Here is a 26,022-nt window from a genome sequence, read left to right as displayed (position 1 = left end):
GGCATGCGCCTCACCCTGAACATCTGGCGCCAGCCCGCCCCCGACCGGCCCGGCGCCATGGCCACCTACCACATCGAGGACATCTCCCCGGACATGTCCTTCCTGGAAATGCTGGACACCCTCAACGAGCGGCTGATCGCCGAGGGCGAGGAGCCGGTGGCCTTCGACCACGACTGCCGGGAGGGCATCTGCGGCGCCTGCGGCCTGGTCATCAACGGCCGGGCGCACGGCCCGGAGCGCACCACCACCTGCCAGCTGCACATGCGCCATTTCCGGGACGGCGACACCATCGACATCGAGCCCTGGCGGGCCGGGCCGTTCCCGGTGCTGCGGGACCTGGTGGTGGACCGCTCGGCGCTGGACCGGATCATCGGCGCCGGCGGCTACATCACCGCCCCGACCGGCGCCGCCCCCGAGGCGCACGCGCAGCCGGTGCCGAAGGCCGCCGCCGACACCGCCTTCGAGTACGCGGCCTGCATCGGCTGCGGCGCCTGCGTGGCGGCCTGCCCCAACGGCTCGGCCATGCTGTTCACCGCCGCCAAGGTGGTCCATCTCAACTCGCTCCCCCAGGGCGAGCCGGAGCGCGAGCACCGGGTCCTGGCCATGGTCGAGGTGATGGACGAGGAGGCGTTCGGCGGCTGCACCCACGTCGGCGCCTGCGCGGACGCCTGCCCCAAGGGCATCCCGCTGGCCGGGATCGCCACCCTGAACCGCGAATACCTGCGGGCCACCGCCTCCGGGGCCCGGCCCGCCTGAGCCTGCCCACCGCAGGGCCGCCGGAAAAGGAAGAAGGGGATCACCGGGAGAGGAAGAGACAGAAGAAGAAGAGGGAAAGGGAACCGGGGCGGGGGCACACAGCACCAGCCATCTGCCCGCCCCCGCTCCGGAGCCCTCCGCTCCCGGCCCGCCCGGGGCGGGCCGGTCAACGAGTGTTGGTCTTAGAATCACCGGCATGGCCGATGAGGAGGATGCCGCCTATGAGGCGGTGAGCGCGCTGGGCGATCCGGTGCGGCGGCGACTGTACCGGTATGTGGCGGCCCGGCCCGGCTGGACGGGGCGGGACGCGGCGGCCGAAGCGGCCGGGATCTCCCGTTCGCTGGCCGCCCACCATCTGGACCGGCTGGTGGAGTCCGGCCTGCTGACCACATCCTTCCAGCGGCTCTCCGGCCGCACCGGCCCCGGCGCAGGCCGCCCGGCGAAGGTGTACCGCCGGGCCGAGCGGGAGCACCGGGTCTCCCTCCCGCCGCGCGCCTACGACACCCTGGGCCGCCTGCTCGCCGGCGTGGTCGAGGAGGCCGGCCTGGACCGGGAGTTGCAGGCGGCGGCCCGCGCGGCGGGCCGGACCGCCGAGCCGGACACCGACCCGGTCACCCTGCTGCGCGAGCGCGGCTACCAGCCCTTCGAGGAGCCCCGCGAGGACGAGCACGGGAGCGACGGCGACGGCGACGGCGACGGCACCACGCTGCGCCTGCACAACTGCCCCTTCCACGCCCTGGCCGAGCAGCATCCGGCCCTGGTGTGCGGCATGAACCTGGCCCTGATCGAGGGCCTGCTCGCCGGACGGCGCAGCGCCGGCGGCCGGGAGTGGACAGCGGTGATGGACCCCCGCCGGGAGGGCTGCTGCGTCGCCCTCAAGTCTAAAAAGAATGGCAGTTGACTTTAGAATCTCCGCGACGGCATGCTGAGCCCATGAGCGGCTTCCATCTCGCACAGGTCAACATCGCGCGGCTCGCCGCGCCCCTGGACTCCCCGCAGCTCGCCGACTTCGTCGCCCACCTGCCCCAGATCAACGAACTCGCCGAGCGCTCCCCCGGCTTCGTCTGGCGCATGGTGGACGAGGACGGCGCCGACGCCACCGGTCTGCGCCCGGACCGCACCGACGACATGCTCCTCATCAACTGCTCGCTCTGGGAATCCGTCGAGTCGCTGCACGCCTACACCTACCGCACCGACCACCTGCGGCTGCTCAGCCGCCGCCGGGAGTGGTTCGAGGCCCCGGACGGTCCCCATCAGGCGCTGTGGTGGGTCCCCGCCGGCCACCACCCCACCGTCACCGAGGCCATGGACCGCGTCGCCCACCTCCGCCACCACGGCCCCACGCCCCACGCCTTCACCTTCCGCAAGCACTTCCCCGCGCCCTCGTCCACCCCCGACGGCCGCACCCCGGGCACCGATCGCGCCGGAAGCCCTGCCACGGCCCCCTGACCGGCGTTGCCGTCGTCGGCAGGACCGCCGCCCGGTTCCCGGACCGGTAGCCCGCCGCCGCCCCGGGGCGGGCGAGCGGGCCGGGCAGGGCGCCGGCCGGTGGCTCAGCGGACGGGGTGGCCGGTGGCGCGCAGGGCGTCCTTGACCTGGCCGATCCGCAGATCGCCGAAGTGGAAGACGGAGGCGGCCAGTACCGCGTCCGCGCCCGCGTCGATGGCCTCGGGGAAGTCCGCGGTCCGCCCGGCGCCGCCGGAGGCGATGACCGGGATGGTGACATGCTTGCGCACCGCCCGGATCATCTCGGTGTCGTAGCCGTCCTTGGTGCCGTCGGCGTCCATGGAGTTGAGCAGGATCTCGCCCGCGCCCAGTTCTGCGGCCCGGTGGGCCCACTCCACGGCGTCGATGCCGGTGCCCCGCCGCCCGCCGTGGGTGGTGACCTCGAAGCCGCTGGGGGTGACGGCCCCGCCGGTGACCCGGCGGGCGTCCACCGACAGCACGAGCACCTGGCTGCCGAAGCGCTCGGAGATCTCCCGGATCAGCTCCGGGCGGGCGATGGCGGCGGTGTTGACGCCGACCTTGTCCGCGCCGGCCCGCAGCAGCCGGTCCACGTCCTCGGTGGAGCGGACCCCGCCGCCGACGGTCAGCGGGATGAAGACCTGTTCGGCGGTGCGCCGGACCACGTCGTAGGTGGTCTCGCGGTTGCCGGAGGAGGCGGTGATGTCCAGGAAGGTCAGCTCGTCGGCGCCCTCGGCGTCGTAGACCTTGGCCATCTCCACCGGGTCGCCGGCGTCCCGCAGATTCTGGAAGTTGACGCCCTTGACCACCCGCCCGGCGTCCACGTCCAGGCAGGGGATCACCCGTACGGCCAGGCTCATGCGGCGGCCTCCGGACCGGCGACGGCGGCCAGCGCCTCTGGGAGGGTGAACGCCCCGGCGTACAGCGCCTTGCCCACGATGGCGCCCTCCACGCCCGCCGGCACCAGGGAGGCCAGCGCCCGCAGGTCGTCCAGCGAGGAGACGCCGCCGGAGGCGACCACCGGACGGTCGGTGGCGGCGCAGACGTTCCGCAGCAGATCGAGATTGGGCCCCTGGAGCGTGCCGTCCTTGTTGATGTCGGTGACGACATAGCGGGCGCAGCCCTCGGAGTTCAGCCGCTCCAGGGTCTGGTAGAGATCGCCGCCGTCCCGGGTCCAGCCCCGGCCGCGCAGCGTGGTGCCGCGCACGTCCAGGCCGACCGCGATCTTGTCGCCGTGCTCGGCGATCACCTTGGCGACCCACTCGGGGGATTCCAGGGCGGCCGTGCCCAGATTGACCCGGGTGCAGCCGGTGGCCAGCGCGGCGGCCAGCGAGCCGTCGTCCCGGATGCCGCCGGAGAGCTCCACCTTGATGTCCATCCGCCGGACCACCTCACTGATCCGCTCCCGGTTGTCCCCGGTCCCGAAGGCGGCGTCCAGATCCACCAGATGCAGCCATTCGGCGCCGGCCTCCTGCCAGTTCAGCGCCGCCGCCAGCGGATCGCCGTAGGCGGTCTCGGTGCCGGAGACACCGTGCACCAGGCGGACCGCCTGGCCGTCGCGGACGTCCACGGCGGGAAGGAGTTCAAGGACGCGGCTCATCACAGGGTTCCGATCCAGTTGCGGAGGATGTGGGCTCCGGCGTCGCCGGACTTCTCGGGGTGGAACTGGGTGGCCCACAGGGGGCCGTTCTCCACGGCGGCGACAAACCGCTCACCGTGCCTGGCCCAGGTGACCCTGGGCGCGGCCATGCGCGGGTCCGCCGCCCGGAACTCCCACTCGTGCACCGCGTAGGAGTGCACGAAGTAGAAGCGGGCGTCGTCCGGCAGACCGGCGAAGAGCGCGGAATCGGCCGGGGCCTGAACGGTGTTCCAGCCCATGTGCGGGACCACGGGGGCGTGCAGCCGGCCCACCGTGCCTGGCCATTCCTCCAGCCCCGCGGTCTCCACGCCGTGCTCGATGCCGCGGCCGAAGAGGATCTGCATGCCGACGCAGATGCCCAGCACCGGGCGCCCGCCGGCCAGCCGCCGCTCGACCACCCAGTCGCCGCGGGCCGCCAGCAGGCCCCGCATGCAGGCGGCGAAGGCGCCCACGCCGGGGACGACCAGCCCGTCGGCGTTCATGGCCGCGTCGAAGTCGCGGGTGATCTCCACCTCCGCGCCGGCCCGGGCCAGCGCCCGCTGCGCGGAGCGGACATTGCCGAAGCCGTAGTCGAAGACCACCACGGACCGGGTGCGCCGCGGCGCGGCCGGGCCGGCGGCGGTGACGGTACCGGTCCTGGTACCGGTTCCGGTCGTCGGGTCCGTACTCACTGCCAGACCTCCAGCCGCAGAATGCCGGCCACCAGGCAGAGCACGGCGCCGATGCCCAGCAGGGCGACGACCCCGCGGGGCAGTTCCTGCTTCCAGAACGAATACGCGCCGCCGCCGAGGAACAGCCCGACGGCGATCAGCGCTGTCGACACTCCGTTCACAGCCCTCCGTTCACAGCGCGCCCTTGGTGGACGGGATGCCCGTCTGCCGCGGATCCAGCTCACTGGCCTGGCGCAGCGCCCGGGCCAGCGCCTTGAACTGGCATTCCACGATGTGGTGCGCATTGCGCCCGTAGGGCACATGGACATGCAGGGCGATCTGCGACTGGGCCACGAAGGACTCCAGGATGTGCCGGGTCATGGTGGTGTCGTAGTCCTTGCCGATGATCGGCGCCATGTTCTCCGGCTCGGTGTGCACCAGATAGGGGCGGCCGGAGAGGTCCACGGTCACCTGGGCCAGCGCCTCGTCCAGCGGCACCTGGGCGTGGGCGAAGCGGACGATGCCGCGCTTGTCGCCCAGCGCCTGCCGGAAGGCCGCGCCCAGGGCCAGCGCGGTGTCCTCCATGGTGTGGTGGCTGTCGATATGCAGATCGCCGTCGGTCTTCACGGTCAGGTCGAACAGACCGTGCCGGCCGAGCTGGTCCAGCATGTGGTCGTAGAAGCCGACCCCGGTCGACACATCGACCGTGCCGGTGCCGTCCAGATCGATCTCGACGACGACCTTGGTCTCCTTGGTGGTGCGTTCGACGCGCCCCACGCGGCTCATGCGTTCCTTCTCTCGTTGATCGCCTTCATCAGTTCGCGCACCGCGTCCAGGAAGGCGTCGTTCTCCTCAGGGGTACCGGCGGTGACCCGCAGCCAGCCCGGCACGCCGTTGTCCCGGACCAGCACCCCGCGGTCCAGCAGCGCCCGCCAGGCACCCCGCGCCCCGCCGTCCGCCTCCTCGAAGCGGCCGAACTGCACGAAGTTGGCGTCGGAGTCGGTGACCCGGCAGCCCAGGGCGCGCAGCTCGGTCACCAGCCGGTCCCGTTCCGCCTTGAGCTGCGCCACGTATCCCAGCAGCGTATCGGTGTGCTCCAGGGCCGCCAGCGCGGTGGCCTGGGTGACGGCCGAGAGATGGTACGGCAGCCGGACGAGCTGCACCGCGTCCACCACGGCCGGGTCGGCGGCCAGATAGCCCAGCCGCAGGCCGGCGGCGCCGAACGCCTTGGACATGGTCCGGGAGATCACCAGATTGGGCCGGCCGGCCAGCAGCGGCAGCAGCGAGGGATGGTGGCTGAACTCGGTGTACGCCTCGTCCACGACCACCAGCGCGCCGCCGCCCTCCGGCCGCGCGGCCTGGGCGGCGTCGTACAGGGCGAGCACGGTGGCGGCGTCCACCGCGGTGCCGGTCGGGTTGTTGGGCGAGCAGACGAAGACCACATGCGGGCGGTGCGCGGCGATGGCCTGCCGGGCCGCGGGCGCATCGATGGTGAAGTCCTCGCCGCGCGGCCCGGAGAGCCAGCCGGTGCCGGTGCCGCGGGCGATCAGGGCGTGCATGGAGTAGGACGGCTCGAAGCCGATGGCCTGCCGGCCCGGGCCGCCGAACGCCTGGAGCAGCTGCTGGAGGATCTCGTTGGAGCCGTTGGCGGCCCAGACCTGGGCCCGGCCCACCGGATGCCCGGTGGTGCGGGTGAGGTACCCGGCCAGCTTCTCGCGCAGTTCCACCGCGTCCCGGTCCGGGTAGCGGTTGAGATGGCGGGCGGCCTCGGTGACCCGCTCGGCGATCCGGGCGACCAGCGCGTCCGGCAGCGGGTAGGGGTTCTCATTGGTGTTCAGCCGCACCGGGACATCGAGCTGCGGCGCGCCGTACGGGAACTTGCCGCGCAGCTCGTCCCGGAGGGGAAGGTCGTCGATCCGGGTGGCGGTCACGGGTGGTGGGCTGCTTTCCTTGCTCGGTCCGGGTGCACAGCGGGGCCGGGGGTCACGCGGAGGTCTCCGGGGCCTGCGGCATCTGCGGGGGCCGCGGGAACCGGGCGCGCACGGCGTCGCCGTGGGCGGGCAGGTCCTCGGCCCGGGCCAGGGTGATCACCTGGGGGGCGATCCCGGCCAGCGCCTCGCGGCTGTAGTCCACGACATGGATGCCGCGCAGAAAGGTCTGCACCGACAGACCGGAGGAGTGGCAGGCACAGCCGCCGGTGGGCAGCACATGGTTGGAGCCGGCCGCGTAGTCGCCCAGCGAGACGGGGGACCAGGGGCCGACGAAGACGGCGCCCGCGTTGCGCACCCGGGCGGCCACCGCCGCGGCGTCCGCGGTCTGGATCTCCAGATGCTCGGCGGCGTAGGCGTCCACCACGGCCAGGCCGTGGTCCAGGTCCTCCACCAGCACGATGCCGGACTGCCGTCCGCGCAGCGCCTCGGTGACCCGCTCCCGGTGCCGGGTGCCGGCCACCTGCCGGGCGGTCTCCTCCCCGACCTTTCCGGCCAGCGCCTCGGAGGGGGTGACCAGCACGGCCGCGGCCAGGGTGTCGTGCTCGGCCTGGCTGATCAGGTCGGCGGCCACATGCACCGGGTCGGCGGTGTCGTCGGCCAGGATGGCGATCTCGGTGGGGCCGGCCTCGGCGTCGATGCCGATCCGGCCCTTGAGCAGCCGCTTGGCCGCGGCCACATAGATGTTGCCGGGGCCGGTGACCATCTGGGCCGGGCGGCAGTCCTCGGTGCCGTAGGCGAACATGGCGACGGCCTGGGCCCCGCCGGCCGCGTGGACCTCCTCGACGCCCAGCAGGGCGCAGGCGGCCAGGATGGTGGGGTGCGGCAGGCCGCCGTGGTCGCGCTGCGGCGGGGAGGCGACGGCCAGCGAGCCGACGCCCGCCTCCTGCGCGGGCACCACGTTCATCACCACGGAGGAGGGATAGACGGCCCGGCCGCCCGGCACATAGAGCCCCACCCGCTCCACCGGCACCCACCGCTCGGTGACGGTGCCGCCGGGGACGACGCGCACCGTGGTGTCGGTGCGGCGCTGCTCGCGGTGGACCAGGCGGGCGCGGCGGACGGACTCCTCCAGGGCCGCCCGGACCTCCGGGTCCAGCTCCTCCAGCGCCCGCTCCAGGTCCTCCTTGGCGACCCGGATCCGGTCCAGCCGCACGCCGTCGAACCGTTCCGCGTAGTCGATCAGCGCCGCGCTGCCGCGATGATGCACGTCGTCGCAGATCGGCCGCACCTTCTCCAGGACGGCCTCGACGTCGAGCTCGGCGCGGGGCAGCAGGTCGCGGTCGATCCCGTCCGCGGAGCGGGCGGAACCGCGCAGATCGATTCGGTTCAGCACCCCTACAGTGTCGCAGACCGCGTCCGCCCCGCCGTGCGCCGTTCCACTGGCTGGAACGCCCGGTCCGGCGCCCGGGCCGCGGGCCGCCGGCGGCCCGGGTGCTCGCCGGAAGGCTCCGCACGGGCCGTCCCCTGCCGATAGGCTGGCCTTTTGTGACGACCACGCGCCTGCCCCTGTTTCCGCTCAGTACCGTGCTGTTCCCGGGGCTCGTGCTGCCGCTGAACGTCTTCGAGGCCCGTTACCGGGCGCTCGTGGAGGAGTTGCTGAAGCTGCCGGAGGACGGCCCGCGGCCGTTCGGCGTGATCGGCATCCGGGACGGTCACGAAGTGGCGCCGACCTCGCTGGGGCTGCCGGAGCAGGCCCGTCCCGCCGAGGCCGGGCCGGGCGCCGGTTTCGCGGCGGATCCGATGGACTCCTTCTTCTCGGTGGGCTGCGTGGCCGACGCCACCACCATCCGGGAGCGCGGGCGCGGCACCGCGGAGCCGGACGGCCCGGCCGCCGGCGCGGGCGGGCCGGCCGCCCGGCCGGTGACCGGCTACGACCTGCTGGCCACCGGCACCAGCCGGTTCCGGCTGCGGTCGGTGGACGCCCGGGGGCCGTATCTGGTGGGCGAGGTGGAGATGCTGCCGGAGCACACCGGGGAGGGCGCGGAGCTGCTGGCCGCGGGGGTGCTCGGCGCCTTCCGGGCGTATCAGCGGCAGCTCGCGGGCGCCTCCGACCGCACTCCGGCGGCCCACCGCGATCTGCCGGAGGACCCGTCGGTGGTCTCCTACCTGGTGGCGGCGACCACCGTGCTGTACCCGGCGGAGCGGCAGCGGCTGCTGGAGGCCGCGGACACCGCCGCCCGACTGCGGCAGGAGATGGAGCTGCTGCGCCGGGAGGTGCGGCTGATCCGCAGCCTGCCCTCGGTGCCGGCCGCCGATCTGACCCTGCGGCCCACCCATCTCAACTGAGGGCGGGGCCAGGCAGTCAGCAGCCGGGCATCACCGGGGCATTGCTTCCGGTGTAGACGACCACATCGGGCAGATATCCGGCGTCGATCCGGTTCCACAGGGTGCTGGTGACTCCGTTGGCGGAGACCACCTCCCCCTCGGCGGTGCAGCGTATCCACACGGTGGTTCCGTCGGGGAGACAGGCGGTCTGGGGGGAGCCTCCCCACGGGGTCTCGTGCACCGAGGCGCACGGCATCCAGGGGGCCACCACGGTGGCCTGAAAGGCCTCGGGAAACGGTTCCCCGCCCGTCCCCGCCAATGCCCCCGTGCCGTTCGCGGTGCCGCCCAGATCGCCGCCGCTGACGCGTGAGACGCCGTCTTCCCAGTCTCCGTCCCCGGTGCCCGAGCTGTCGGACGCCCCGCCCTCCGAGGTGCCGGCGAGGGAGTCCTCGCCGGCAGTCCCGCCGTCCGGATTCTCTCCGTCCTCCTGAGTTCCGCCGCCGTCCGCGCCGGTGTCGCCCGCCGAGCCCCCGGAATCCGCGGAACCAGCGGCGGCCTCGGATGTGCCGCCGGCGGCGGACACGCCACCGGACCCCGCCTGCCCCGGCACCGGGTGCTGCCAGGCCTGCCAGGCCACCACAAGCCCCGCCAGTGAGATGCCGGTACCGATCAGCCAGCGCATCGTTCCGTCCCCGCCCCTGCCTCTGTCGCGCATCCCCCACCGTCCTTCGTGCGCAAACCACCGAGACTCAGACCGTACCGCCCGTCCCCCGGGTGGGCCGGTGTGCGCGGTGCGGCGTCCGCTTCAGGGCATCTTCACACCGCCCGTGCACCACAGTCATCAACTCTACGCCCGAATGCTGGGGGAGAGTTGAGGCACGGCCGGCGGACGCGGACGGCCAACGGCGGAAACCGGCTGGGCTGCGGCCGCTGACCCCCGTACAGTGCGACTCGTCGCCGACTCGGCGAAGCGGCGGCGGGCACGGGCAGGCAGCGAGAAGGGTGCGGGCGTGGCGAGGACGAAGGCCGGGAAGGGCGGCGGCACGAGTGACCGGCGGGGAGCAGGCGGGGGCGGCACCCCCGCGACGGTGGCGGCCACCCGGGCGGGCGTGACCTACACACTGCGCTCCTACGACCATGACCCGGCCACCGGCTCCTACGGCGAGGAGGCCGCCCGGGCGCTGGACGTCGAGCCCGGGCGGGTGTTCAAGACCCTGGTGGCCGAGGTGGACGGCCGGCTGACCGTGGCCGTCGTACCGGTGTCGGCCTCCCTCGGGCTGAAGGCGCTGGCCGCGGCGGTGGGCGGCAAGCGGGCGGCCATGGCCGACCCGGCCGCGGCCGAGCGCAGCACCGGCTATGTGCGCGGCGGGATCTCCCCGCTCGGGCAGCGCAAGCGGCTGCCCACGGTGGTGGACGCCTCGGCCACCGGGCACGGGACGGTACTGGTGTCCGCCGGCCGGCGCGGCCTGGAGATCGAGCTGGCCCCCGCCGATCTGATCCGCCTCACCGACGCCACGGTCGCCGACATCCGCGCCTGACCGGCCCGCGCCTGACCGGTCCCGCGCGCCCGCTCAGCCCCAGCGGGGGAAGACGGGCGGGCGGCGGACCGGGTCGCGCGGCCCCCAGAGGGCCATGCACAGGAAGTGGGCCAGCAGCGCGCCGAACGCCGGGCCGATCAGCGCGCCCAGCGCGTTGAGCTCCAGCGGCGCGTCGATCACCGCGCCGTCGCCCAGCCGCCGGGCCAGCTCCCGGATCTCGTCCCGGTCCGGTTCCAGGAGTTCGCCGAGCCGCCAGGCCAGCACCGCGCCCAGGCCGGCGCCCAGGGCCAGGCCCGCCGTCTCCGCCACCCCGGAGCGCCGCCGGAGCAGGAAGACACCCACCCCCGCGGCCAGCCCGACCCCGAGGCCCAGCAGCAGAAAGGTGCCGTCCCCGGCGATCGCCTGCTGGCTCTCGGGATTCTCCAGATACAGCGCGTCACCGCCCACCAGCAGACGGACCCGGGGGGCCAGCCGCTCCCAGAGCAGCCCCAGCACCGGGCCCACGGCCGCCGCGACGGCCGCCATGACCACGGCACCGGCCAGGATCTCCCGGCCCCAGGACACCGGCCGGCCGGCGCCGGGACCGCTGCCCGCGCCGCCGAGGCCGGTGGCGCCGCCGGGGGCGGGCGGGGGCGGCGCGGCCCAGGGATCGGGACCACGCATCGCGGCCCTGCGGTCGTCCGGAGTGGGAAGGGGAAGGGTCACTCAGCCATCCTGCCAGTTCCGCCCGCCCCGCCGGCCGCGGGGACACCGCTCAGCGCGTGGCGGCGCGGCGGTAGGACCAGGTGGCCAGGGCCAGTGCGGCGGCCCCCGCCACGGTGCAGACCGTCAGGCCCACGGCGACCGCGTCCCACTGCGGGTCCGGCCGCAGCACCGCGGCCAGCGCCTCCACGCCGTAGGTGGAGGGCAGCAGGTCGCGCACCAGTTGCACCGGGGCGGGCATCCGGGAGGCGGGCAGCACGCCCAGCAGCAGCGCCGCGGACATGCCGAGCTGCCCGCAGAGGGTGGCCAGCTCCGGGCGCGGCGCCAGCAGTCCCAGCGCGGCGCCCAGCCCGGCCAGCGCGGCACCGGCCAGCGGCACCACGGCCGCCAGCAGCCACAGCCCGCCCATCGGCAGCTCGTAGAGCACGCTGCCGGTCACCGCGGTCACCGCGGCGCCGGGCAGGGTGAAGGAGGCGTATGCCGCGGCCGTGCCCAGCGCCACGGCGGCGGCCGGAACGGGCAGGGTGGCGTAGTGGTCCAGGCCGCCGGAGGCGCGCAGCCGGCCGAAGTGCTGGGCCAGCAGATTGAGCGCGACAAACGCGACCACCAGCACCGTCGAACCGGCCACCACGGCCCGCGCGGCCTCGCCGGGGCCGGGGTCCACCACGCCGCGCAGCAGCACCAGGATGCCCAGGGACTGGAAGGTGGCGACGAACAGCAGCGGGATCCGGGCCACCCTGGCCCGGGAGAGCTGCGCCCGGTAGACCGCGCCCAGCGCGGGCCACAGCCCGGGCGCCGGGGCCAGCGCCACCGGCCCGGGCGGCGCCGCACCGGGCGCCGCACCGGAGGTGTCCGCGGCGGGGCGCGGCGCGCCGGTGCGCTGGGCGGGCGGACGGGCCGGGGGGCCGGACGGCCGCTCGCCCGGGCGCCGGCCGCCGGCCGGGGCCGCGCTCATCCGGTGACACCGCCTTCCCTGACCAGACCGGGAGACCGCCCGCCGAGCGCCAGATAGACGTCCTCCAGGCTGACGGTGGCCAGGGTGAAGTCCTCCAGCGCGGCAAAGGCCGGGCCGGTGGTGACCGTGGCGACCACGCCACGGGCCGCCTCCGGGCCGAGCCGCAGCGTCCAGCGGCGGCCGGCGATCCCGGCGCGGGCGCGCAGGGCGGCCACGGCGGGCACCTCCAGCGGCGGGCGGTCCCGCCACACCAGGTCGAGGCGGACCTCGTCGCCGACCCGGGCCTTCAGGCCGGCGGGCGTGTCGCAGGCGATGATCCGGCCGCCGTCCAGCACCGCGACCCGGTCCAGTACCGCCTCCGCCTCGCTGACATTGTGGGTGACCAGCAGCACGGTGGTGCCGCGTTCGGTGCGGCGGCGGTCGATGGCGGACCATACGGCGCGCCGGGCCACCGGGTCCATGCCGGTGGTGGGCTCGTCCAGGACCAGGAAGGAACGGTGGCCGGTGAGCGCTGCGGCCACGCAGGCGAGCCGCCGCTCACCGCCGGACAGGCTGTTCAGCGGGCGGCCGGCCAGCGCGCCGAGGCCCAGTTCGTCCAGCACGGCGTCGCGCTCGTGCCGGGCGGCCGGGGCGCCCAGTCCGCGCAGTCTGCCGGTGGTCTCCACGGCCAGCGAGACGGTCAGCTCGTCCAGCGCGGTGGACTGCTGACCGAGGTAGGCCAGCAGCCGCGGCGCACGCCGGGGATGGCGGCACAGATCGTGGCCGAGCAGGGTGATCCGGCCGGCGTCGGGCCGCAGCAGCCCGGTGAGCTGCCGCACCAGGGTGGTCTTGCCCGCGCCGTTGGGGCCCAGCAGGCCGAAGATCTCGCCGTGCCGCACCCGCAGCGAGATGCCCGCGTTGGCGCGTACCGGGCTGCGGTTGCGGCGCGGACCGCGGTAGGTCTTCTCCAGCCCGGACACGTCCAGTGCGGGCACGGCTCCGTCGGCTCCGTCGGCTCGGCCGGCTCGGCCGGCGGTGGACCGGGCGCCGGTCGGGTCCGCATCGGCCCGGACGATAGGAAGGGGCACAGTCCCCGAGCCTACGCCGCCGCGCCGCGCGATCACCGGCAGGGTCGCCCGTCCCGGTCCCCGCCGCCGCTCCCGCCGTCCGGGGCCGGGGTCAGTGGCTGCTGTGTTCCCGGGCGGTCTTGGCGCGGGTGTCGATCTCGCGCCAGAAGCCGGCCCGGATGGCATAGCGGTCCTGCTCGTCGATCTGGTCGTCCTTGTGCGCGAGCAGCCCGAAGCGGGCGGCGTAGCGCAGCAGTTCGCCGTCGATGCGGTGCGGGATGCGCGGGTACTCCGCGGAGAGCTGGTGCAGCCGGGCCGGGGCGTTGAGGCGCTCCGCCCAGCGGCGCGCGTAGACCATGCCGACCTCGAACGGGTCGCCGCTGACCGCGGTGATGTCCTCCTCGCGGTCGGCCCAGCGCTGTTCGGCGGTGGTCATCTGGGCGAGTATCGGGAGCGAGGCGGTCTCCGGGGACTCGCCGGGGCCGCGTTCGACCCAGCCCCGGTCGGAGGACCAGCGCAGGGTGGCACCGGCGGCGGCGCCGGACGGGCCGGGGCCCGGTCTGCCCAGCGCGGCCAGGTCCTTGGGGGTCGGCACGCCGCGGGCACCGCCGCCCGGCTCCCGCTCCGCCTCGTCCTCCTCGGTGGCCGTGGCATGGTGTGCGGTGCCGTTCTTGGGGGTGTCCTCGTGGCCATGACCATGGCCATGGGCGTGGCCGGGGCCGTGGCCGTCCGCCGTTTCGGCGGCGGCGGGCGGTGTGTCGGGCAGCGGTGCGGAGAGAATCGCCGCGATGTCCGGCCGGGTCGCGGTCTGCGGCACGCCGTCGGCGGCCGGGATCTCGCGCAGCCGTACCGAGCGGGTGATCCAGGCGCGGTCCAGCACCCGGCGCTCGTCGGCCTCGGCGACCAGGTCCTCGGACTGGTTGTAGTCGCCGTCGGCGGCCTGCACGGCCCACAGATGCACGGCGACGCCGTGTTCCTTGGCGGACATCAGCCCGGGCAGCAGGTCGCCGTCGCCGGTGACCAGCACGATGTCGGCGCAGGCGCGGTTGCGGGCGAGTTCGGTGAGTTCGGCGTGCATGGCGGCGTCCACGCCCTTCTGCGCCCAGCGGCCGTCGCTGCGGGTCAGCGCGCCCAGCCGGACGGTGACCCGGGGCATCACCCGCAGCCTGCGGTGCTCGGGCTGCGGAACCCGGTCGGGGGCGCCGTCGAACCAGTAGATGCGCAGCAGGGTGCAGCCGGTGTCGGCCTCGGCGCGCTCCCGCAGAGCCTGGATCAGTGCGGCGTGGTCCACGGTGATCCGGGGGCGGGCCGGCTCTCCGGCGAGCAGGCTCGCTGCGGCGCCCAGCAGGTATCCGGCGTCCACCAGCACGACGCAGCGATCCACGGTGCACCTCTTTCCCTGGTTTCCCTAGGTGTGGCCATAGGTTTTCCGGTTCCGCCGGGTTCTCCCGGTTCGCCGGCGAATCGGCCGAGGGCCATCGCAAGCACCTGTCCGAGCACTCCACCAGAACTTTTCTTGAGTCTGCCCGAGACCGGCGCGGTTATCAGTCCCGGCCGGTTCGTCGGCGTGGCGAATCGGCTTCGGGCCGCACCCCGGGCGGACTTGTCCGAAATGCGGCATTCACCAGTCCGTGCGAGGCTGATCCCGCCTGGGAGTTCCACATGGCACTGCACTGGAGGCGAGCGACCATGGCGAAGAACAAGAACCGCAAGAACCGCCCGGACCGGGCCGGCGGTACCGAGCGCGAACAGCGCGAACAGCGGCCCGAACAGAACGAGGCCGCCGCCGCGGCCACCGTGTCCGCCGCTCCCGCGGTCGCCACCGGCGGCCGGAAGAAGCAGAAGCGCTTCGGCCACAACTGAGCCGCGCCCCGGCGGTTCCCTCCCGCCGTCCCACTGTCCCGATCCTCCCCGCCGTCCCCTTCCCTTCCGCGTCCGGCGGGGTGCCGCGGGGCCCGTCCCGACCGGACGGCCCCCGCGGCGATTTCCGCGCCCGGCGGCTCAGCCCGCCAGGCAGGACGGGCCGAGCAGCGCCTTGAGATCGCCGAAGAGTTCCGGCGCGGGCTGCACCCGGTGCCTGTCCAGCCGCAGCACGGTGGTACGGCGGGGCTGCTGGAGCCTGATCCGCACCTCGGTGGTGCCCCGGTGGTGCGAGAGCAGCTCGCCCAGCTGCTGCACCAGCGGCGGGGTCACCTTCACCGCCGGGATGATGATGGTCACCGGGGCGCCCGCGGCGCTCTCGGCCAGATCGGGAACCATCAGCTCCATGGCCACGATCCGCGGCACGTCCTCCCGCTTGTCCAGCCGCCCCTTGACGAAGACGATCGTGTCCTCCACCAGCTGGGTGGAGACCAGCTGGTAGCTGGCCGGGAAGAACATGCAGTCGATGGAGCCCTCCAGATCCTCCACGGTGGCGATGGCCCAGGCATTGCCCTGCTTGGTCATCTTCCGCTGGAGCCCGGAGACGATGCCGCCGATGGTGATCACCTGGCCGTCCGAGAAGTCCCCGGAGAGAAGCTGCGACATGGTGGCGTCGGCCTTGTCGCTCAGCAGATGCTCCACCCCGAACAGCGGATGGTCGGAGACATACAGACCGAGCATCTCCCGCTCCTGGGCGAGCAGATAGCTCTTGTCCCACTCCTCGGTGGTGAACTCCACGTCCATGCCGAAGCCGGGGCCGGAGTCGGTGTCCTCCTCGCCCAGGCCGCCGAACAGGTCGAACTGCCCCTCCGCCTCCTTGCGCTTGACCTGCACCACATTGTCGATCATGGGCTCGAAGGCGGCGCTGAGGCCCTTGCGGGTGTGCTTGAGGGAGTCGAAGGCACCCGCCTTGATCAGGGATTCGACGGTGCGCTTGTTGCAGACCACCGCCTCCACCTTGTCCAGGAAGTCGGGGAAGGAGGTGAACCTGCCCTTGGAGCGGCGGGCCCGGCCGATGGCCTCCACCACGTTGGCGCCGACGTTCCGCACCGCCAGCAGGCCGAAGACGATCACGTCGTCGCCGCGCGGGGTGAAGTTGGCCTGCGACTCATTGACATCCGGCGGCAGCACCCGGATGCCCATCCGGCGGCACTCGTTGAGATAGACCGCGGACTTGTCCTTGTCGTCCTTCACCGAGGTGAGCAGCGCGGACATGTACTCGGCCGGGTAGTTGGCCTTCAGATAGGCGGTCCAGTAGGTGATCAGACCGTAGGCCGAGGAGTGCGCCTTGTTGAAGGCGTAGCCGGCGAACGGGACCAGCACGTCCCACACCGCCTTGACCGCCTCGTCCGAGAAGCCCTTCTCCCGGGCGCCCTTCTGGAAGTTGACGAACTCCTTCTCCAGCACCTCGGGCTTCTTCTTGCCCATGGCCCGGCGCAGCAGGTCGGCCTGGCCGAGCGAGTAGCCGGCCAGGATCTGGGCGGCCTTCTGCACCTGCTCCTGGTAGACGATCAGGCCGTAGGTGACGTCCAGGACCTCCTTGAGCGGCTCCTCCAGCTCCGGGTGGATCGGGGTGATCTCCTGCTGGCCGTTCTTCCGCAGGGCGTAGTTGATGTGCGAGTTCATGCCCATCGGGCCGGGCCGGTAGAGGGCCGAGACCGCGGAGATGTCCTCGAAGTTGTCCGGCTTCATCATCCGCAGCAGGGAGCGCATGGGCCCGCCGTCGAACTGGAAGACGCCCAGGGTGTCGCCGCGCTGGAGGAGTTCGTAGGTCTTGGGGTCGTCCAGCGTCAGATCGAGCAGGGTGAGGTCGATGCCCTTGTTCTGCTTGATGAGCTTGACCGCGTCATCCATGATCGTCAGGTTGCGCAGGCCCAGGAAGTCCATCTTCAGCAGGCCGAGCGCCTCACAGCTCGGGTAGTCCCACTGGGTCACCACCACGCCGTCGTTCTTGGGCGAGAAGACCGGGACATGGTCGATCAGCGTCTCGCTGGACATGATCACACCGGCCGCGTGCACGCCCATCTGCCGCACCAGGCCCTCGATGCCGCGGGCCGCGTCGATCACCTTGGTGACGTCCGGCTCGTTCTCGTACATGGTGCGGATCTCGCCGGCCTCGGAGTACCGGGGGTGGTCCTTGTCGGTGATGCCGGACAGCGGCATGGACTTGCCCAGCACGTCCGGCGGCATGGCCTTGGTGATCCGGTCGCCCACCGCGTAGGGATAGCCCAGCACCCGGGCCGAGTCCTTGATGGCGTTCTTCGCCTTGATGGTGCCGTAGGTGCCGATCATGGCCACCTTGTCGGCGCCGTACTTCTCGGTCACATACCGGATGACCTCGCCGCGCCGGCGCTCGTCGAAGTCGATGTCGACATCCGGCATGGAGACCCGCTCGGGGTTGAGGAACCGCTCGAAGATCAGTCCGTGCTCCAGCGGGTCCAGGTCGGTGATGCCCATGGCGTAGGCGACGATCGAGCCGGCCGCCGAGCCGCGGCCGGGGCCGACCGCGATGCCGTTGTTCTTGGCCCACATGATGAAGTCCGCGACCACCAGGAAGTAGCCGGGGAAGCCCATCTTGATGATGACGTCCATCTCGTAGTCGGCCTGGGTCTGCCGGCTCTCCGGGACACCGCCGGGCCAGCGGCGGGCCAAGCCGCGCCGCACCTCCTCGCGGAACCAGCTCACCTCGTCGTAGCCCTCGGGCACGTCGAACCGCGGCATCAGATTGCGGAACTCGAACATGCCGGTGGTGTCCACCCGGTCGGCGATCAGCTCCTGGGTGTTGCGGCAGCCCTGCTGCCAGACCTCCGAGGAGTCGACGGCGTACATCTCCGCGGCCGACTTCAGGTAGTAGCCGGAGCCGTCGAACTTGAAGCGGTCCGGGTCGGAGAGGTTGGAGCCGGTCTGGATGCAGAGCAGGGTGTCGTGGGCCGAGGACTCGTTCTCGAAGGTGTAGTGCGAGTCGTTGGTGACCACGAACGGGGCGTTCAGCTTGCGGGCGATCTCCTCCAGGCCGGCCCGGGCGCGCCGGTCGATGTCGATGCCGTGGTCCATCAGCTCGACGAAGAAGTTGTCCCGGCCGAAGATGTCCTGGAAATCCCCGGCCGCCTTCAGCGCCTCGTCCATCTGCCCGAGGCGGATGCGGGTGGGGATCTCGCCGGAGGGGCAGCCGGTGGTGCCGATCAGGCCCTCGGCGTACTCGGCCAGCAGCTCGCGGTCCATCCGGGGCTTGCGGAAGTAGCCCTCCAGGCTGGCCCGGGACTGGGCCCGGAACAGGTTGTGCAGGCCGGTGGCGTTGCGCGCCCAGATGGTCATGTGGGTGTAGGCGCCGGCACCGGCGACATCGTCGTTCTTCTGGTGCGGGGCGCCCCATTTGACCGGGCGGTTGTAGCGGCGGTGCTCGGGCGCGAGATACGCCTCGATGCCCATGACGGGGGTGATGCCCGCGTCCTTGGCCTTGTGGAAGAAGTCGTAGGAGCCGTGCAGGTTGCCGTGGTCGGTGATGGCGAGGTGGGTCATGCCCATGTCCCCGGCCGCCTTGAACAAGTCCTTCAACCGCGCCGCGCCGTCCAGCAGCGAGTACTGAGTGTGTACATGCAAGTGCGTGAAGGGCTTGGTCACCACACGGACCTTCCGACGTGCTCGGTCATGGACGTGGACCGGTACGGGACAGCGCGCACCGATGCCCCGACCCTACTCCTGACCGCCGCCCCCGACGGCCCCCGGCACGCCCCGATCTCGCCGACAAAACCGCAGGTCAGACCCGCTCCGGCAACAAACCGCAAGGTCAGCGCCGAATACTGAATCGAGGTGTGATCTTTACCCGGCACGGCCGCCGCGCCGCACCGTGGCCGCGCCGTGGCCGCACCGCGCCGCCCGGCCGGTGGCGGGGCCGGGACCACGGGCCCTGTCAGGCGCGCGCCGCGCATGGCACACTCGCCCTCGATGGGCATCTCGGAAGCAGGCATACGCATCGCGCGCACCGCGGTCTTCACCGCGCTGTGCGTCGCGCTGTCCGCCGGTGCCCATGTCTTCTTCTCCGCCGGCCCGCTCCCGGTCCTCACCGTGGCCGCGGTCGCGGGCGCGGTCTTCGCCGTCGCCTTCCCGCTCACCGGGCGGGAGCGCGGCTTCGGCTCCATCGCCGCCCTGCTGGTGCCGCTCCAGCTGGTCGTCGACACCGTCTTCACCACCGGCCAGACCGCCTGCTACGGCGCGGCGGCCACGGCCGGCGGGGCCCCGGTGCCGAGGGTGAGCGCGCTCAGCCTGCTCTGCGCGGGCGGCGACGTGGGCACCCCGCTGGCCCGCTTCGCGGCCGGCGCCGAGCCGGCCGCCCACCCGGCGGGCCCCTGGCTGCTGCTGGCCGTCCATGTGGCCCTCGCCCTGGCCGCCGCCGCCTGGCTGCGCGGCGGCGAGGCGGCGCTGGCCGGGCTGATCCGGGCCGCCGCGGCGGTCACCTTCCGGCCGCTGCTGCTGGCGGTGGCCGGCCGGCCCGCGCTGCCGGCGCCCGCGCCGGAGATCCGGCCGCGCCGCGCCGCCGGGCACCGGACGGAGCGGGTCCGCGCCCTGCTGCTCGGCCACTGTGTCATCCGCCGGGGGCCGCCGCGGGCCGCGGTGATCTGACCGGGCCCCTCCGGCCCGAGCACGTCCCGGGGCAGCAGCCCGGCGCACCGCCGCACTCCACCGCACGCCGCGCGCGCGGCAGCACCGTCCGCGCGTCACCGGGCGTGCCGCCGTGCCGCACCCGCCCCGGCAGCCCACCCCCCTTCGTCCGTGGCCGCCCGCCACCGGCCGGTCCCGGACGCGAATCCAAGACGGAGACATCCACATCATGAGCAAGCGCAACAGCCAGGAAGCCAAGCGCGCCGCCCGCGAGCGGCTGCGCGCCGAGCGGGAGAAGCAGGCCAAGCGGGAGAAGGTCCGCCGCCAGTTGGTGGTCGGCGGTGCGATCGTCGGCGTGCTGGCGGTGGCCGGCGTGGTCGGGGTGGCGGTCGCCGCCATGGGCGGCGGCGGTGACAGCACCGACTGGGAGGCCGCCGCCGAGGCGGCCGGCAAGGCCCAGGAGAACGGCGACGCCACCTATGCCATACCGGCCAACGCCGAGGGCGAGGACGGCCTGCGCGTGGTGCTCGGCGAGGACACCGCGGCGGACTCGGTCATCCTCTTCGAGGAGCCGCGCTGCCCGCACTGCGCCGAGTTCGACCACGCGGTCGGCGAGGCCTTCCAGGAGGCCATCACCAACGGCGACATCCAGGCCGAGTACGTGTTCGGCGCCTTCTTCGACGACAACCCGGGCGGCGGCACCGGCTCCAAGAACGCCATCAGCGCGCTGGGCGCCGCGCTGAACGTCAGTGACGAGGCGTTCCTGGGCTACCTCAAGGCCCTGTACTCGGAGGACTTCCACACCAGCACCAACAGCGCCACCGACTTCGAGAGCGATGAGCGGCTGGTGGAGATCGGCAAGGGCGTGGACGCGCTCTCCGACCCGGCCGACTTCAAGAAGTTCGAGGACGCGGTCAACAGCAGCACCTACGCCGAGTGGGCGGTGCTGATGGCCGGCAAGTTCGGTGAGCTGTCGCCCCAGTACGAGGTCACCGGCACCCCGAGCCTGGTGGTCAACGGCACCAAGGTGGAGACCCCGATGAGCGCCGAGGCGTTCCGGCAGGCGCTGGAGGCCAGCGAGCCGGCGGCGGCCGAGGAGCAGCCCGCGGGCGACGAGGCCGGGGACACCGCCGGCTCGGAGGAGAACGCCGAGTCCGACGAGTGACCCGGCGGCTCCATGGTCCTGTGAGGCCGGTGAGTCCGTGACGCGGTGAACCGCGGTCCGGCGGCCGGGGCGCGGGTCGGCACAGCCGTCCCGCGCCCCGGCACGGGCCCGCCGCTGACCGGCACCCGAAACTCCGGAGAACTCTTGGTGTTCGAAGGCTTGTTCGCGCTACGCGCGGATAATCTTCCGCACTGTGACCGAGAATTGTGATCCGCATCGCACCGGCCCCGCCTCCCCCACCCGGCGCACCGTGGTCACGGCCGCCGGCGCCGCCGCGGCCACCGCCGCCGCCCTGCCCCTGCTCACCCCCGGCCCGGCCCGCGCCGCCGGCCAGGACCCCCGGAGCGACACCGGCAACCCCGTCTTCCGGCACGGCGTCGCCTCCGGCGACCCGCTGCCCGACGGCATCCTGCTGTGGACCCGGGTCACCCCCGTCCCCGAGGCCCTGCCCGGCTCCGGCGCCGGCCCGGACACCCCGGTCCGCTGGGAGATCGCCGAGGACGAGGCGTTCACCGCCGTCCGGGCCTCCGGCACGGTCACCGCGACCGCCGCCGCGGACCACACCGTGCGCGCCGACGTCCGCGGGCTGCGTCCGGCCACCACCTACTGGTACCGCTTCACCACCGGCGGCGGCGCCGCGGCCGTGGTCTCCCCCACCGGACGCACCCGTACCGCGCCGGCCGACGGCGCCGCCGTCCCGGGCCTGCGCTTCGGCGTGGTCTCCTGCTCCAACTACGAGGCGGGCTACTTCGCCGCCTACCGCCATCTCGCCGCCCGCCGCGATCTGGACGCCGTGCTGCACCTGGGCGACTACCTCTACGAGTACGGCACCGGCCAGTACCCCGCCCGGCCCGTCCGCGCCCATCTGCCCGCGCACGAGATCCTCACCCTGGGCGACTACCGGATGCGCCACGCCCATTACCGCTCCGACCCGGATCTGCGCGCCCTGCACGCCGCGCACCCGGTGATCGCGGTCTGGGACGACCACGAGAGCGCCAACGACGCCTGGTCCGGCGGCGCCGAGAACCACGACCCGGCCACCGAGGGCGACTGGCAGCGGCGCCGGGCCAACGCCACCCGCGCCTACTTCGAGTGGATGCCGGTCCGCCCGGCGGCCGAGGGCACCGTCTTCCGCCGGCTGCGCTTCGGCTCCCTGGCCGATCTGCATCTGCTGGACCTGCGCTCGTTCCGCGACCGGCAGGCCGCGGCCGGCGACGCGGCCGTGGACGACCCGGACCGGACCATCACCGGACGGGCCCAGCTCGACTGGCTGACCGCCGGGCTCGGCGCCTCCGGGGCCCGCTGGCAGCTGATCGGCACCTCGGTGATGATCTCCCCGATGGCCTTCGGCTCGGTGCCCTCCTATCTGCTGCGGCCCATCGCCGAGTGCCTGGGGCTGCCCTCCGGCGGCCTGGCGCTCAACACCGACCAGTGGGACGGCTACACCGCCGACCGCCGGCGGCTGCTGCGCCATCTGCATGCCGGCTCCCTGACCAGCACGGTGTTCCTGGCCGGTGACATCCACATGCACTGGGCCAATGCCGTGCCGCTGGAGGCCGCCACCTATCCGCACAGCCCGGCGGTCGCCACCGAGTTCGTGGTCTCCTCCGTCACCTCCGACAATGTGGACGACATCCTGGGCGTCCCGCCGCAGACCGTCTCGCTGGTGGCGGCAGCCGCCATCCGGGCCGCCAACCGGCATGTGAGCTGGGTGGATCTGGATTCGCACGGCTACGGCGTGCTGGACCTCACCGAGCGCCATACCCAGATGGACTACTACGCGGTGAGCAGCCGCACCGACCCCGGCGCCACCGCACGCCATCTGCGTTCCTACCGCACGGCGGCCGGCCGGCCCGGCGTCGAGCGGGTGAGTGATCCCGTACGCTGATCCCCATGCCAGGAGGAGCCGACGGAACGGCCGGCGGCGGCGGAGTCGTCGACGGCCGTTTCCGGCTGCTGGAGCGGCTCGGCCACGGGGGCATGGGCACGGTGTGGCGGGCCCGCGATCTGGCCCTGGAACGGGATGTCGCGCTCAAGGAGATGCGGATGCCTCCGGAGCCGGCGGCCGATCCCGGGGCCGCCGCCGCGCTGCGCGAACGCGCGATGCGGGAGGCCCGCGCCCTGGCCCGGCTCAGCCACCCCCATGTGGTGACCGTCCATCACATCGTGGACGGCGGAGCGCTGCCGTGGATCGTGATGGAACTGCTGCCCGGCCGGAGTCTGGCGGACCTGTGCCGCGGTCAGGGCCCCGTCGACCCGGCCCGTGCGGCCCGCTACGGCCGCCAGATCCTGGCCGCGCTGCGCGCCGCGCACGCGGCCGGCGTGCTGCACCGGGACGTCAAGCCCGCCAATGTGCTGCTGCGCGAGGACGGCGACGCGGTGCTCACCGACTTCGGCATCGCCACGGTGCACGGCTCGGCCTCGGTCACCATGCCCGGCCAGGTGATCGGCTCGCCCGAATATCTGGCGCCGGAACGCGTCCGGGAGCAGGAGGGCCCGGCCTCCGACCTGTGGTCGCTGGGCATGACGCTCTATGCGCTGACCGAGGGCACGCTGCCCTTCAGCCGGGGCACGGCGCTGGCCACCCTGGCCGCGGTGGTGACGGACCCGGTGCCGCCGCCGGTGCGTTCCGGCCCGCTGGCCCCGGCGCTCCGGGCGGTGCTGGTGAAGGACCCGGCGGCCCGTCCGGACGCCGCGGAGCTGGACGCCCTGCTGGCCGCGGCGGAACGCCCCGCGGCGGAACGCCCCGCGCCCGCGCCGCGGCCCCTGCCGCCGGTGCCGCCGGTGCCGGCCCCCCGGCCGGACACCGCGCCCGCACGTGCCCCGAGGACCCGTGCCGCGCTGCTGGCCGGCGCCCTGGCGCTGCTGCTGATCGGCGGCGGGGTGACCGCCCGGCTGCTGACCGGCGCGGGCGGGAGCACCGCGGACGCGGCCGGCACCGGCGGCCCGGGGACCGGCCGGGAAGAGGAGCGGCGGCAGCCGGACGACGGGGCGGCGGACCCGTCCGCGGACCGCCGGCCGGACGGCGGCGGGGCGGACGACGAGGCGGGCGGGCCGGACCCGGGCCCCGCGGAGGAGGACCTCACCGCCCCTTCCCCCGGGCCGGCCGCGGAGCCGTCCACCGGGCCGGACCCCGGCGGTTCTGCCGTCCCGGGCGAGGACAGCGCCGGCACCTGGATCGCGCAGTTGTTCTCCGAGCCGGCCGGCAACGGCCCGGACGCCCGTGACCAGCGGCTCGCCGCGGTCCGCGAGACGGTGCCCGAGGCCCGGGTGCTGCGCAGCGACGACTTCGCCTCGCTCAACCCCGGCTTCTGGGTGATCTACGCCCCCGGCCCGTTCCCCGACGGCCGCGCCGCCCTGGACTTCTGCGCCGGGCGGGGCCACACCACCGCCAATGACTGCGTGGGCCGCTATCTCAGCCACGACGCCGGGGACCGGCAGTACATCTGTTTCCCCGACGACCGCTCCAGCCCGCGCTGCGAGCGCTGAGCCGGCCCGCGCGCCGCGGCGGCTCAGCCGCCCGCGGCGTCCGGATCGGCGAGGAAGTCCAGCGCCACCGCCCAGGTGCGCGCCGCCGCCTCCGCGTCCCAGTCCGGCAGCTCCGGGTCGGTGTACAGGTGGCCGGCGCCCCGGTAGCGGTGGATCTCCGCCTCCGCCCCGGCCCGCCGCATCCGCAGATACCAGGCGCCCAGCCAGTCCTCGGTCTCGAACGGATCGGGCTCGGCCACATGGAGCTGCACCGGCAGCCCGTCCCGCACCCGTGCCTCCTCGGGGAGGTCCGCGGTGCCGTGCAGCATCAGCAGCCCGCGCGCCGCGCCGTCCGCCAGGGCCACGGTCTGGGCCAGTGCGGCGCCCAGGGACAGCCCCGCGTAGACCAGCCCGGCGTCCGCGTGCGGCGCGGCGGCGGCGACCGCCCGGCGCAGCAGCACCTCCCGCCCGATGGTCCCGGCGAGTTCCATCCCCTCGGTCACCGAGCCGGCCGTGCGGCCGTCGTAGAGGTCCGGGGTCCACACCCGGTGGCCGGCGGTCCGCAGCCGCCCGGCCGCGTCCCGGACGGCGGGCCGCAGACCGCAGACGGAGTGGAAGAGCATGACATCGGCCACAGAACCGGCACCTTCCGGGCAGGTGGGAGGGGGAGCGGATCCCATGCTCCCATCCCGCCGGTTAGCCTGTGCGCGGACGCCCGCACAACAATCCCGTCGGCTGCCGCAGGCACGCCGACCGGAGGAGGAGCTGCACCCCCATGGAGGACGTACTGCGGCCGGCCCTGGTGTTCGGCGGCACCGTCGCGGTGACGCTGCTGGCCGGCTGGCTGATCGACCGTGCCCTGCACGCGGCCACCGCACGCCATCCTGAGAACCAGCTTCCCGAGCTGCTGCGCCGCTGCCAGCTGCCGCTGCAACTGCTGCTCGGCTCGGCGGCCCTGCGGGCCACCTACGACCTGGCCGAGCTGAATCTGGACCAGGACCGGGCGATCAAGAGCATCCTCGCCATGCTGACCATCGCCGCCGCCGCCTGGCTGGTGATCCGGGCGGCGGGCGCGGTGGCCGAGAACACCCTGGCCTCCTATGCCGCCCGCACCGACGACATGGCCCGGGTGCGGCAGTTCCGCACCCAGCTCGGCATGCTGCGCCGGGTGGTCACCACGGTGCTGGCGGTGGTCGCCGCCGCGGTCGCCATTCTGCTGGTCTTCCCCGGTCTGCGCGCCGTGGGTGCCTCACTGCTCGCCTCGGCCGGGGTGATAGGCATCATCGCCGGTGTGGCCGCCCAGTCGATGCTGGGCAACCTCTTCGCCGGCCTCCAGGTGGCCTTCGGGGACTCGGTGCGGATCGGCGACACCGTGGTGGTGGACGGCGAGTGGGGCGTGGTGGAGGAGATCAGCCTGGCCTTCCTCACCGTGCGGATCTGGGACGACCGGCGGCTGACCATGCCGGTGTCGTACTTCAACAGCAAGCCGTACGAGAACTGGTCGCGCGGCGGCACCGAGATCACCGGCACCGCCTTCTTCCATCTCGACTACGCCACGCCGGTGCCCGAGATGCGGGCCGCGCTCCAGGAGTTTCTGCTGGGCCGCAAGGAGTGGGACGGCCGCTCCTGGAGCCTGGTGGTCACCGACACCACGCCCACCACCATCGTGGTGCGGGCCGCCATGTCCACCCGGGACGCCGACGACGCCTGGACGCTGCGCTGCGCGGTGCGCGAGGAGATGATCTCCTGGCTGCGCACCCACCACCCCTACGCCCTGCCCCGGGTGCCCACCGCTCCGGCGGTGCTGGCGCCGGAGCAGCGGGCCGCCGCGCAGCCGGACGGCCACGCCACCGCCTCCTGAGCC

At 73.8% G+C, this 26,022-nt stretch carries 25 protein-coding genes; 11 read left to right on the top strand and 14 right to left on the bottom strand.

The window, feature by feature from the left end:
- The first annotated feature begins 3 nt into the window (after positions 1 to 3).
- From BM242_RS12640 to BM242_RS12630, 3 genes are all read left to right on the top strand, one after another.
- Positions 4 to 756, top strand: coding sequence for a succinate dehydrogenase/fumarate reductase iron-sulfur subunit (locus tag BM242_RS12640; RefSeq protein WP_093838905.1), 753 nt, complete (start codon positions 4 to 6; stop codon positions 754 to 756).
- A 196-nt stretch (positions 757 to 952) separates the two neighbouring features.
- A complete protein-coding gene (locus BM242_RS12635; protein ID WP_093838866.1) occupies positions 953 to 1,657 on the top strand; it encodes a helix-turn-helix transcriptional regulator in 705 nt (234 codons plus the stop codon).
- Between the two features lie 32 nt (positions 1,658 to 1,689).
- A complete protein-coding gene (locus tag BM242_RS12630) occupies positions 1,690 to 2,205 on the top strand; it encodes a DUF3291 domain-containing protein (protein WP_093838865.1) in 516 nt (171 codons plus the stop codon).
- Between the two features lie 104 nt (positions 2,206 to 2,309).
- Here the strand turns inward: BM242_RS12630 and hisF are convergent, their stop codons facing one another.
- The 7 genes from hisF to hisD all read right to left on the bottom strand — a co-directional run bounded on the left by hisF (position 2,310) and on the right by hisD (position 7,833).
- A complete protein-coding gene (gene hisF, locus BM242_RS12625; protein WP_093838864.1) occupies positions 2,310 to 3,080 on the bottom strand; it encodes an imidazole glycerol phosphate synthase subunit HisF in 771 nt (256 codons plus the stop codon).
- Complete coding sequence (gene priA / locus BM242_RS12620; protein ID WP_093838863.1) at positions 3,077 to 3,820, bottom strand: bifunctional 1-(5-phosphoribosyl)-5-((5-phosphoribosylamino)methylideneamino)imidazole-4-carboxamide isomerase/phosphoribosylanthranilate isomerase PriA; 744 nt, start codon at positions 3,818 to 3,820, stop codon at positions 3,077 to 3,079. The genes hisF and priA overlap by 4 nt, the downstream gene beginning before the upstream one ends.
- A complete protein-coding gene (hisH, locus tag BM242_RS12615) occupies positions 3,820 to 4,443 on the bottom strand; it encodes an imidazole glycerol phosphate synthase subunit HisH (RefSeq protein WP_093838904.1) in 624 nt (207 codons plus the stop codon). Before hisH ends, priA begins: the two co-directional genes overlap by 1 nt.
- 83 nt (positions 4,444 to 4,526) lie before the next feature.
- On the bottom strand, positions 4,527 to 4,682 hold the full coding sequence (locus tag BM242_RS29370) for a hypothetical protein (RefSeq protein WP_175541369.1): 156 nt from the start codon (positions 4,680 to 4,682) through the stop codon (positions 4,527 to 4,529).
- Positions 4,683 to 4,701: 19 nt separating this feature from the next.
- Positions 4,702 to 5,295, bottom strand: coding sequence for an imidazoleglycerol-phosphate dehydratase HisB (gene hisB / locus BM242_RS12610; protein WP_093838862.1), 594 nt, complete (start codon positions 5,293 to 5,295; stop codon positions 4,702 to 4,704).
- Positions 5,292 to 6,440 carry a histidinol-phosphate transaminase gene (locus BM242_RS12605; protein WP_093838861.1) on the bottom strand — a complete coding sequence of 383 codons (1,149 nt, stop codon included), beginning with the start codon at positions 6,438 to 6,440 and terminating at the stop codon, positions 5,292 to 5,294. The genes hisB and BM242_RS12605 overlap by 4 nt, the downstream gene beginning before the upstream one ends.
- Before the next feature lie 52 nt (positions 6,441 to 6,492).
- Positions 6,493 to 7,833, bottom strand: a complete 1,341-nt coding sequence (hisD, locus tag BM242_RS12600; RefSeq protein WP_093838860.1) for a histidinol dehydrogenase — start codon at positions 7,831 to 7,833, stop codon at positions 6,493 to 6,495.
- A 152-nt stretch (positions 7,834 to 7,985) separates the two neighbouring features.
- Between hisD and BM242_RS12595 the strand changes: the two genes are divergently transcribed.
- A complete protein-coding gene (locus BM242_RS12595; protein ID WP_093838859.1) occupies positions 7,986 to 8,786 on the top strand; it encodes an LON peptidase substrate-binding domain-containing protein in 801 nt (266 codons plus the stop codon).
- 16 nt (positions 8,787 to 8,802) lie between these two features.
- Here the strand turns inward: BM242_RS12595 and BM242_RS12590 are convergent, their stop codons facing one another.
- A complete protein-coding gene (locus BM242_RS12590; RefSeq protein ID WP_139238326.1) occupies positions 8,803 to 9,480 on the bottom strand; it encodes a hypothetical protein in 678 nt (225 codons plus the stop codon).
- 295 nt (positions 9,481 to 9,775) lie between these two features.
- On the opposite strand from BM242_RS12590, the gene ybaK reads away from it, so the two are divergent.
- A complete protein-coding gene (gene ybaK, locus BM242_RS12585; RefSeq protein WP_093838857.1) occupies positions 9,776 to 10,303 on the top strand; it encodes a Cys-tRNA(Pro) deacylase in 528 nt (175 codons plus the stop codon).
- 33 nt (positions 10,304 to 10,336) lie between these two features.
- Here the strand turns inward: ybaK and BM242_RS12580 are convergent, their stop codons facing one another.
- From BM242_RS12580 to BM242_RS12565, 4 genes are all read right to left on the bottom strand, one after another.
- A complete protein-coding gene (locus tag BM242_RS12580; RefSeq protein ID WP_175541392.1) occupies positions 10,337 to 11,008 on the bottom strand; it encodes an ABC transporter permease in 672 nt (223 codons plus the stop codon).
- Positions 11,009 to 11,057: 49 nt separating this feature from the next.
- On the bottom strand, positions 11,058 to 11,960 hold the full coding sequence (locus tag BM242_RS12575) for an ABC transporter permease (protein ID WP_093838856.1): 903 nt from the start codon (positions 11,958 to 11,960) through the stop codon (positions 11,058 to 11,060).
- Positions 11,957 to 12,934 carry an ABC transporter ATP-binding protein gene (locus tag BM242_RS12570; protein ID WP_425443839.1) on the bottom strand — a complete coding sequence of 326 codons (978 nt, stop codon included), beginning with the start codon at positions 12,932 to 12,934 and terminating at the stop codon, positions 11,957 to 11,959. The genes BM242_RS12575 and BM242_RS12570 overlap by 4 nt, the downstream gene beginning before the upstream one ends.
- A 184-nt stretch (positions 12,935 to 13,118) precedes the next feature.
- Positions 13,119 to 14,390, bottom strand: coding sequence for an NYN domain-containing protein (locus BM242_RS12565; protein ID WP_093838854.1), 1,272 nt, complete (start codon positions 14,388 to 14,390; stop codon positions 13,119 to 13,121).
- Positions 14,391 to 14,668: 278 nt separating this feature from the next.
- On the opposite strand from BM242_RS12565, the gene BM242_RS28905 reads away from it, so the two are divergent.
- The gene (locus BM242_RS28905) at positions 14,669 to 14,869 is read left to right on the top strand and encodes a hypothetical protein (protein ID WP_139238325.1); all 201 of its coding nucleotides are present in this window, start codon (positions 14,669 to 14,671) and stop codon (positions 14,867 to 14,869) included.
- A gap of 138 nt (positions 14,870 to 15,007) precedes the next feature.
- Here BM242_RS28905 and dnaE read toward each other — a convergent pair whose 3' ends face one another.
- A complete protein-coding gene (dnaE, locus tag BM242_RS12560; RefSeq protein ID WP_093838903.1) occupies positions 15,008 to 18,547 on the bottom strand; it encodes a DNA polymerase III subunit alpha in 3,540 nt (1,179 codons plus the stop codon).
- Positions 18,548 to 18,871: 324 nt separating this feature from the next.
- Here dnaE and BM242_RS12555 point away from each other — a divergent pair, with 324 nt between their 5' ends.
- From BM242_RS12555 to BM242_RS12540, 4 genes are all read left to right on the top strand, one after another.
- The gene (locus tag BM242_RS12555) at positions 18,872 to 19,546 is read left to right on the top strand and encodes a hypothetical protein (protein ID WP_093838853.1); all 675 of its coding nucleotides are present in this window, start codon (positions 18,872 to 18,874) and stop codon (positions 19,544 to 19,546) included.
- A 208-nt stretch (positions 19,547 to 19,754) separates the two neighbouring features.
- A complete protein-coding gene (locus BM242_RS12550) occupies positions 19,755 to 20,690 on the top strand; it encodes a thioredoxin domain-containing protein (protein WP_093838852.1) in 936 nt (311 codons plus the stop codon).
- A 193-nt stretch (positions 20,691 to 20,883) separates the two neighbouring features.
- Entirely contained in the window at positions 20,884 to 22,578 is a 1,695-nt protein-coding gene (locus BM242_RS12545; RefSeq protein WP_093838851.1) for an alkaline phosphatase D family protein, read from the top strand.
- 5 nt (positions 22,579 to 22,583) lie between these two features.
- Positions 22,584 to 24,179: a serine/threonine-protein kinase gene (locus BM242_RS12540; protein WP_093838850.1), complete on the top strand. Its 1,596-nt coding sequence runs from the start codon at positions 22,584 to 22,586 to the stop codon at positions 24,177 to 24,179.
- Between the two features lie 23 nt (positions 24,180 to 24,202).
- On the opposite strand, the gene BM242_RS12535 is transcribed toward BM242_RS12540, so the two are convergent.
- A complete protein-coding gene (locus BM242_RS12535) occupies positions 24,203 to 24,838 on the bottom strand; it encodes a dienelactone hydrolase family protein (RefSeq protein WP_093838849.1) in 636 nt (211 codons plus the stop codon).
- 95 nt (positions 24,839 to 24,933) lie between these two features.
- Here BM242_RS12535 and BM242_RS12530 point away from each other — a divergent pair, with 95 nt between their 5' ends.
- The gene (locus BM242_RS12530; RefSeq protein WP_093838848.1) at positions 24,934 to 26,019 is read left to right on the top strand and encodes a mechanosensitive ion channel family protein; all 1,086 of its coding nucleotides are present in this window, start codon (positions 24,934 to 24,936) and stop codon (positions 26,017 to 26,019) included.
- Positions 26,020 to 26,022: the final 3 nt, after the last annotated feature.

It is taken from the genome of Streptomyces aidingensis (genome assembly GCF_900112355.1).
Lineage (GTDB): Bacteria > Actinomycetota > Actinomycetes > Streptomycetales > Streptomycetaceae > Streptomyces > Streptomyces aidingensis.
Note: the sequence above shows the minus strand (reverse complement) of the source record. Positions and strands in the feature narration are given on the sequence as shown.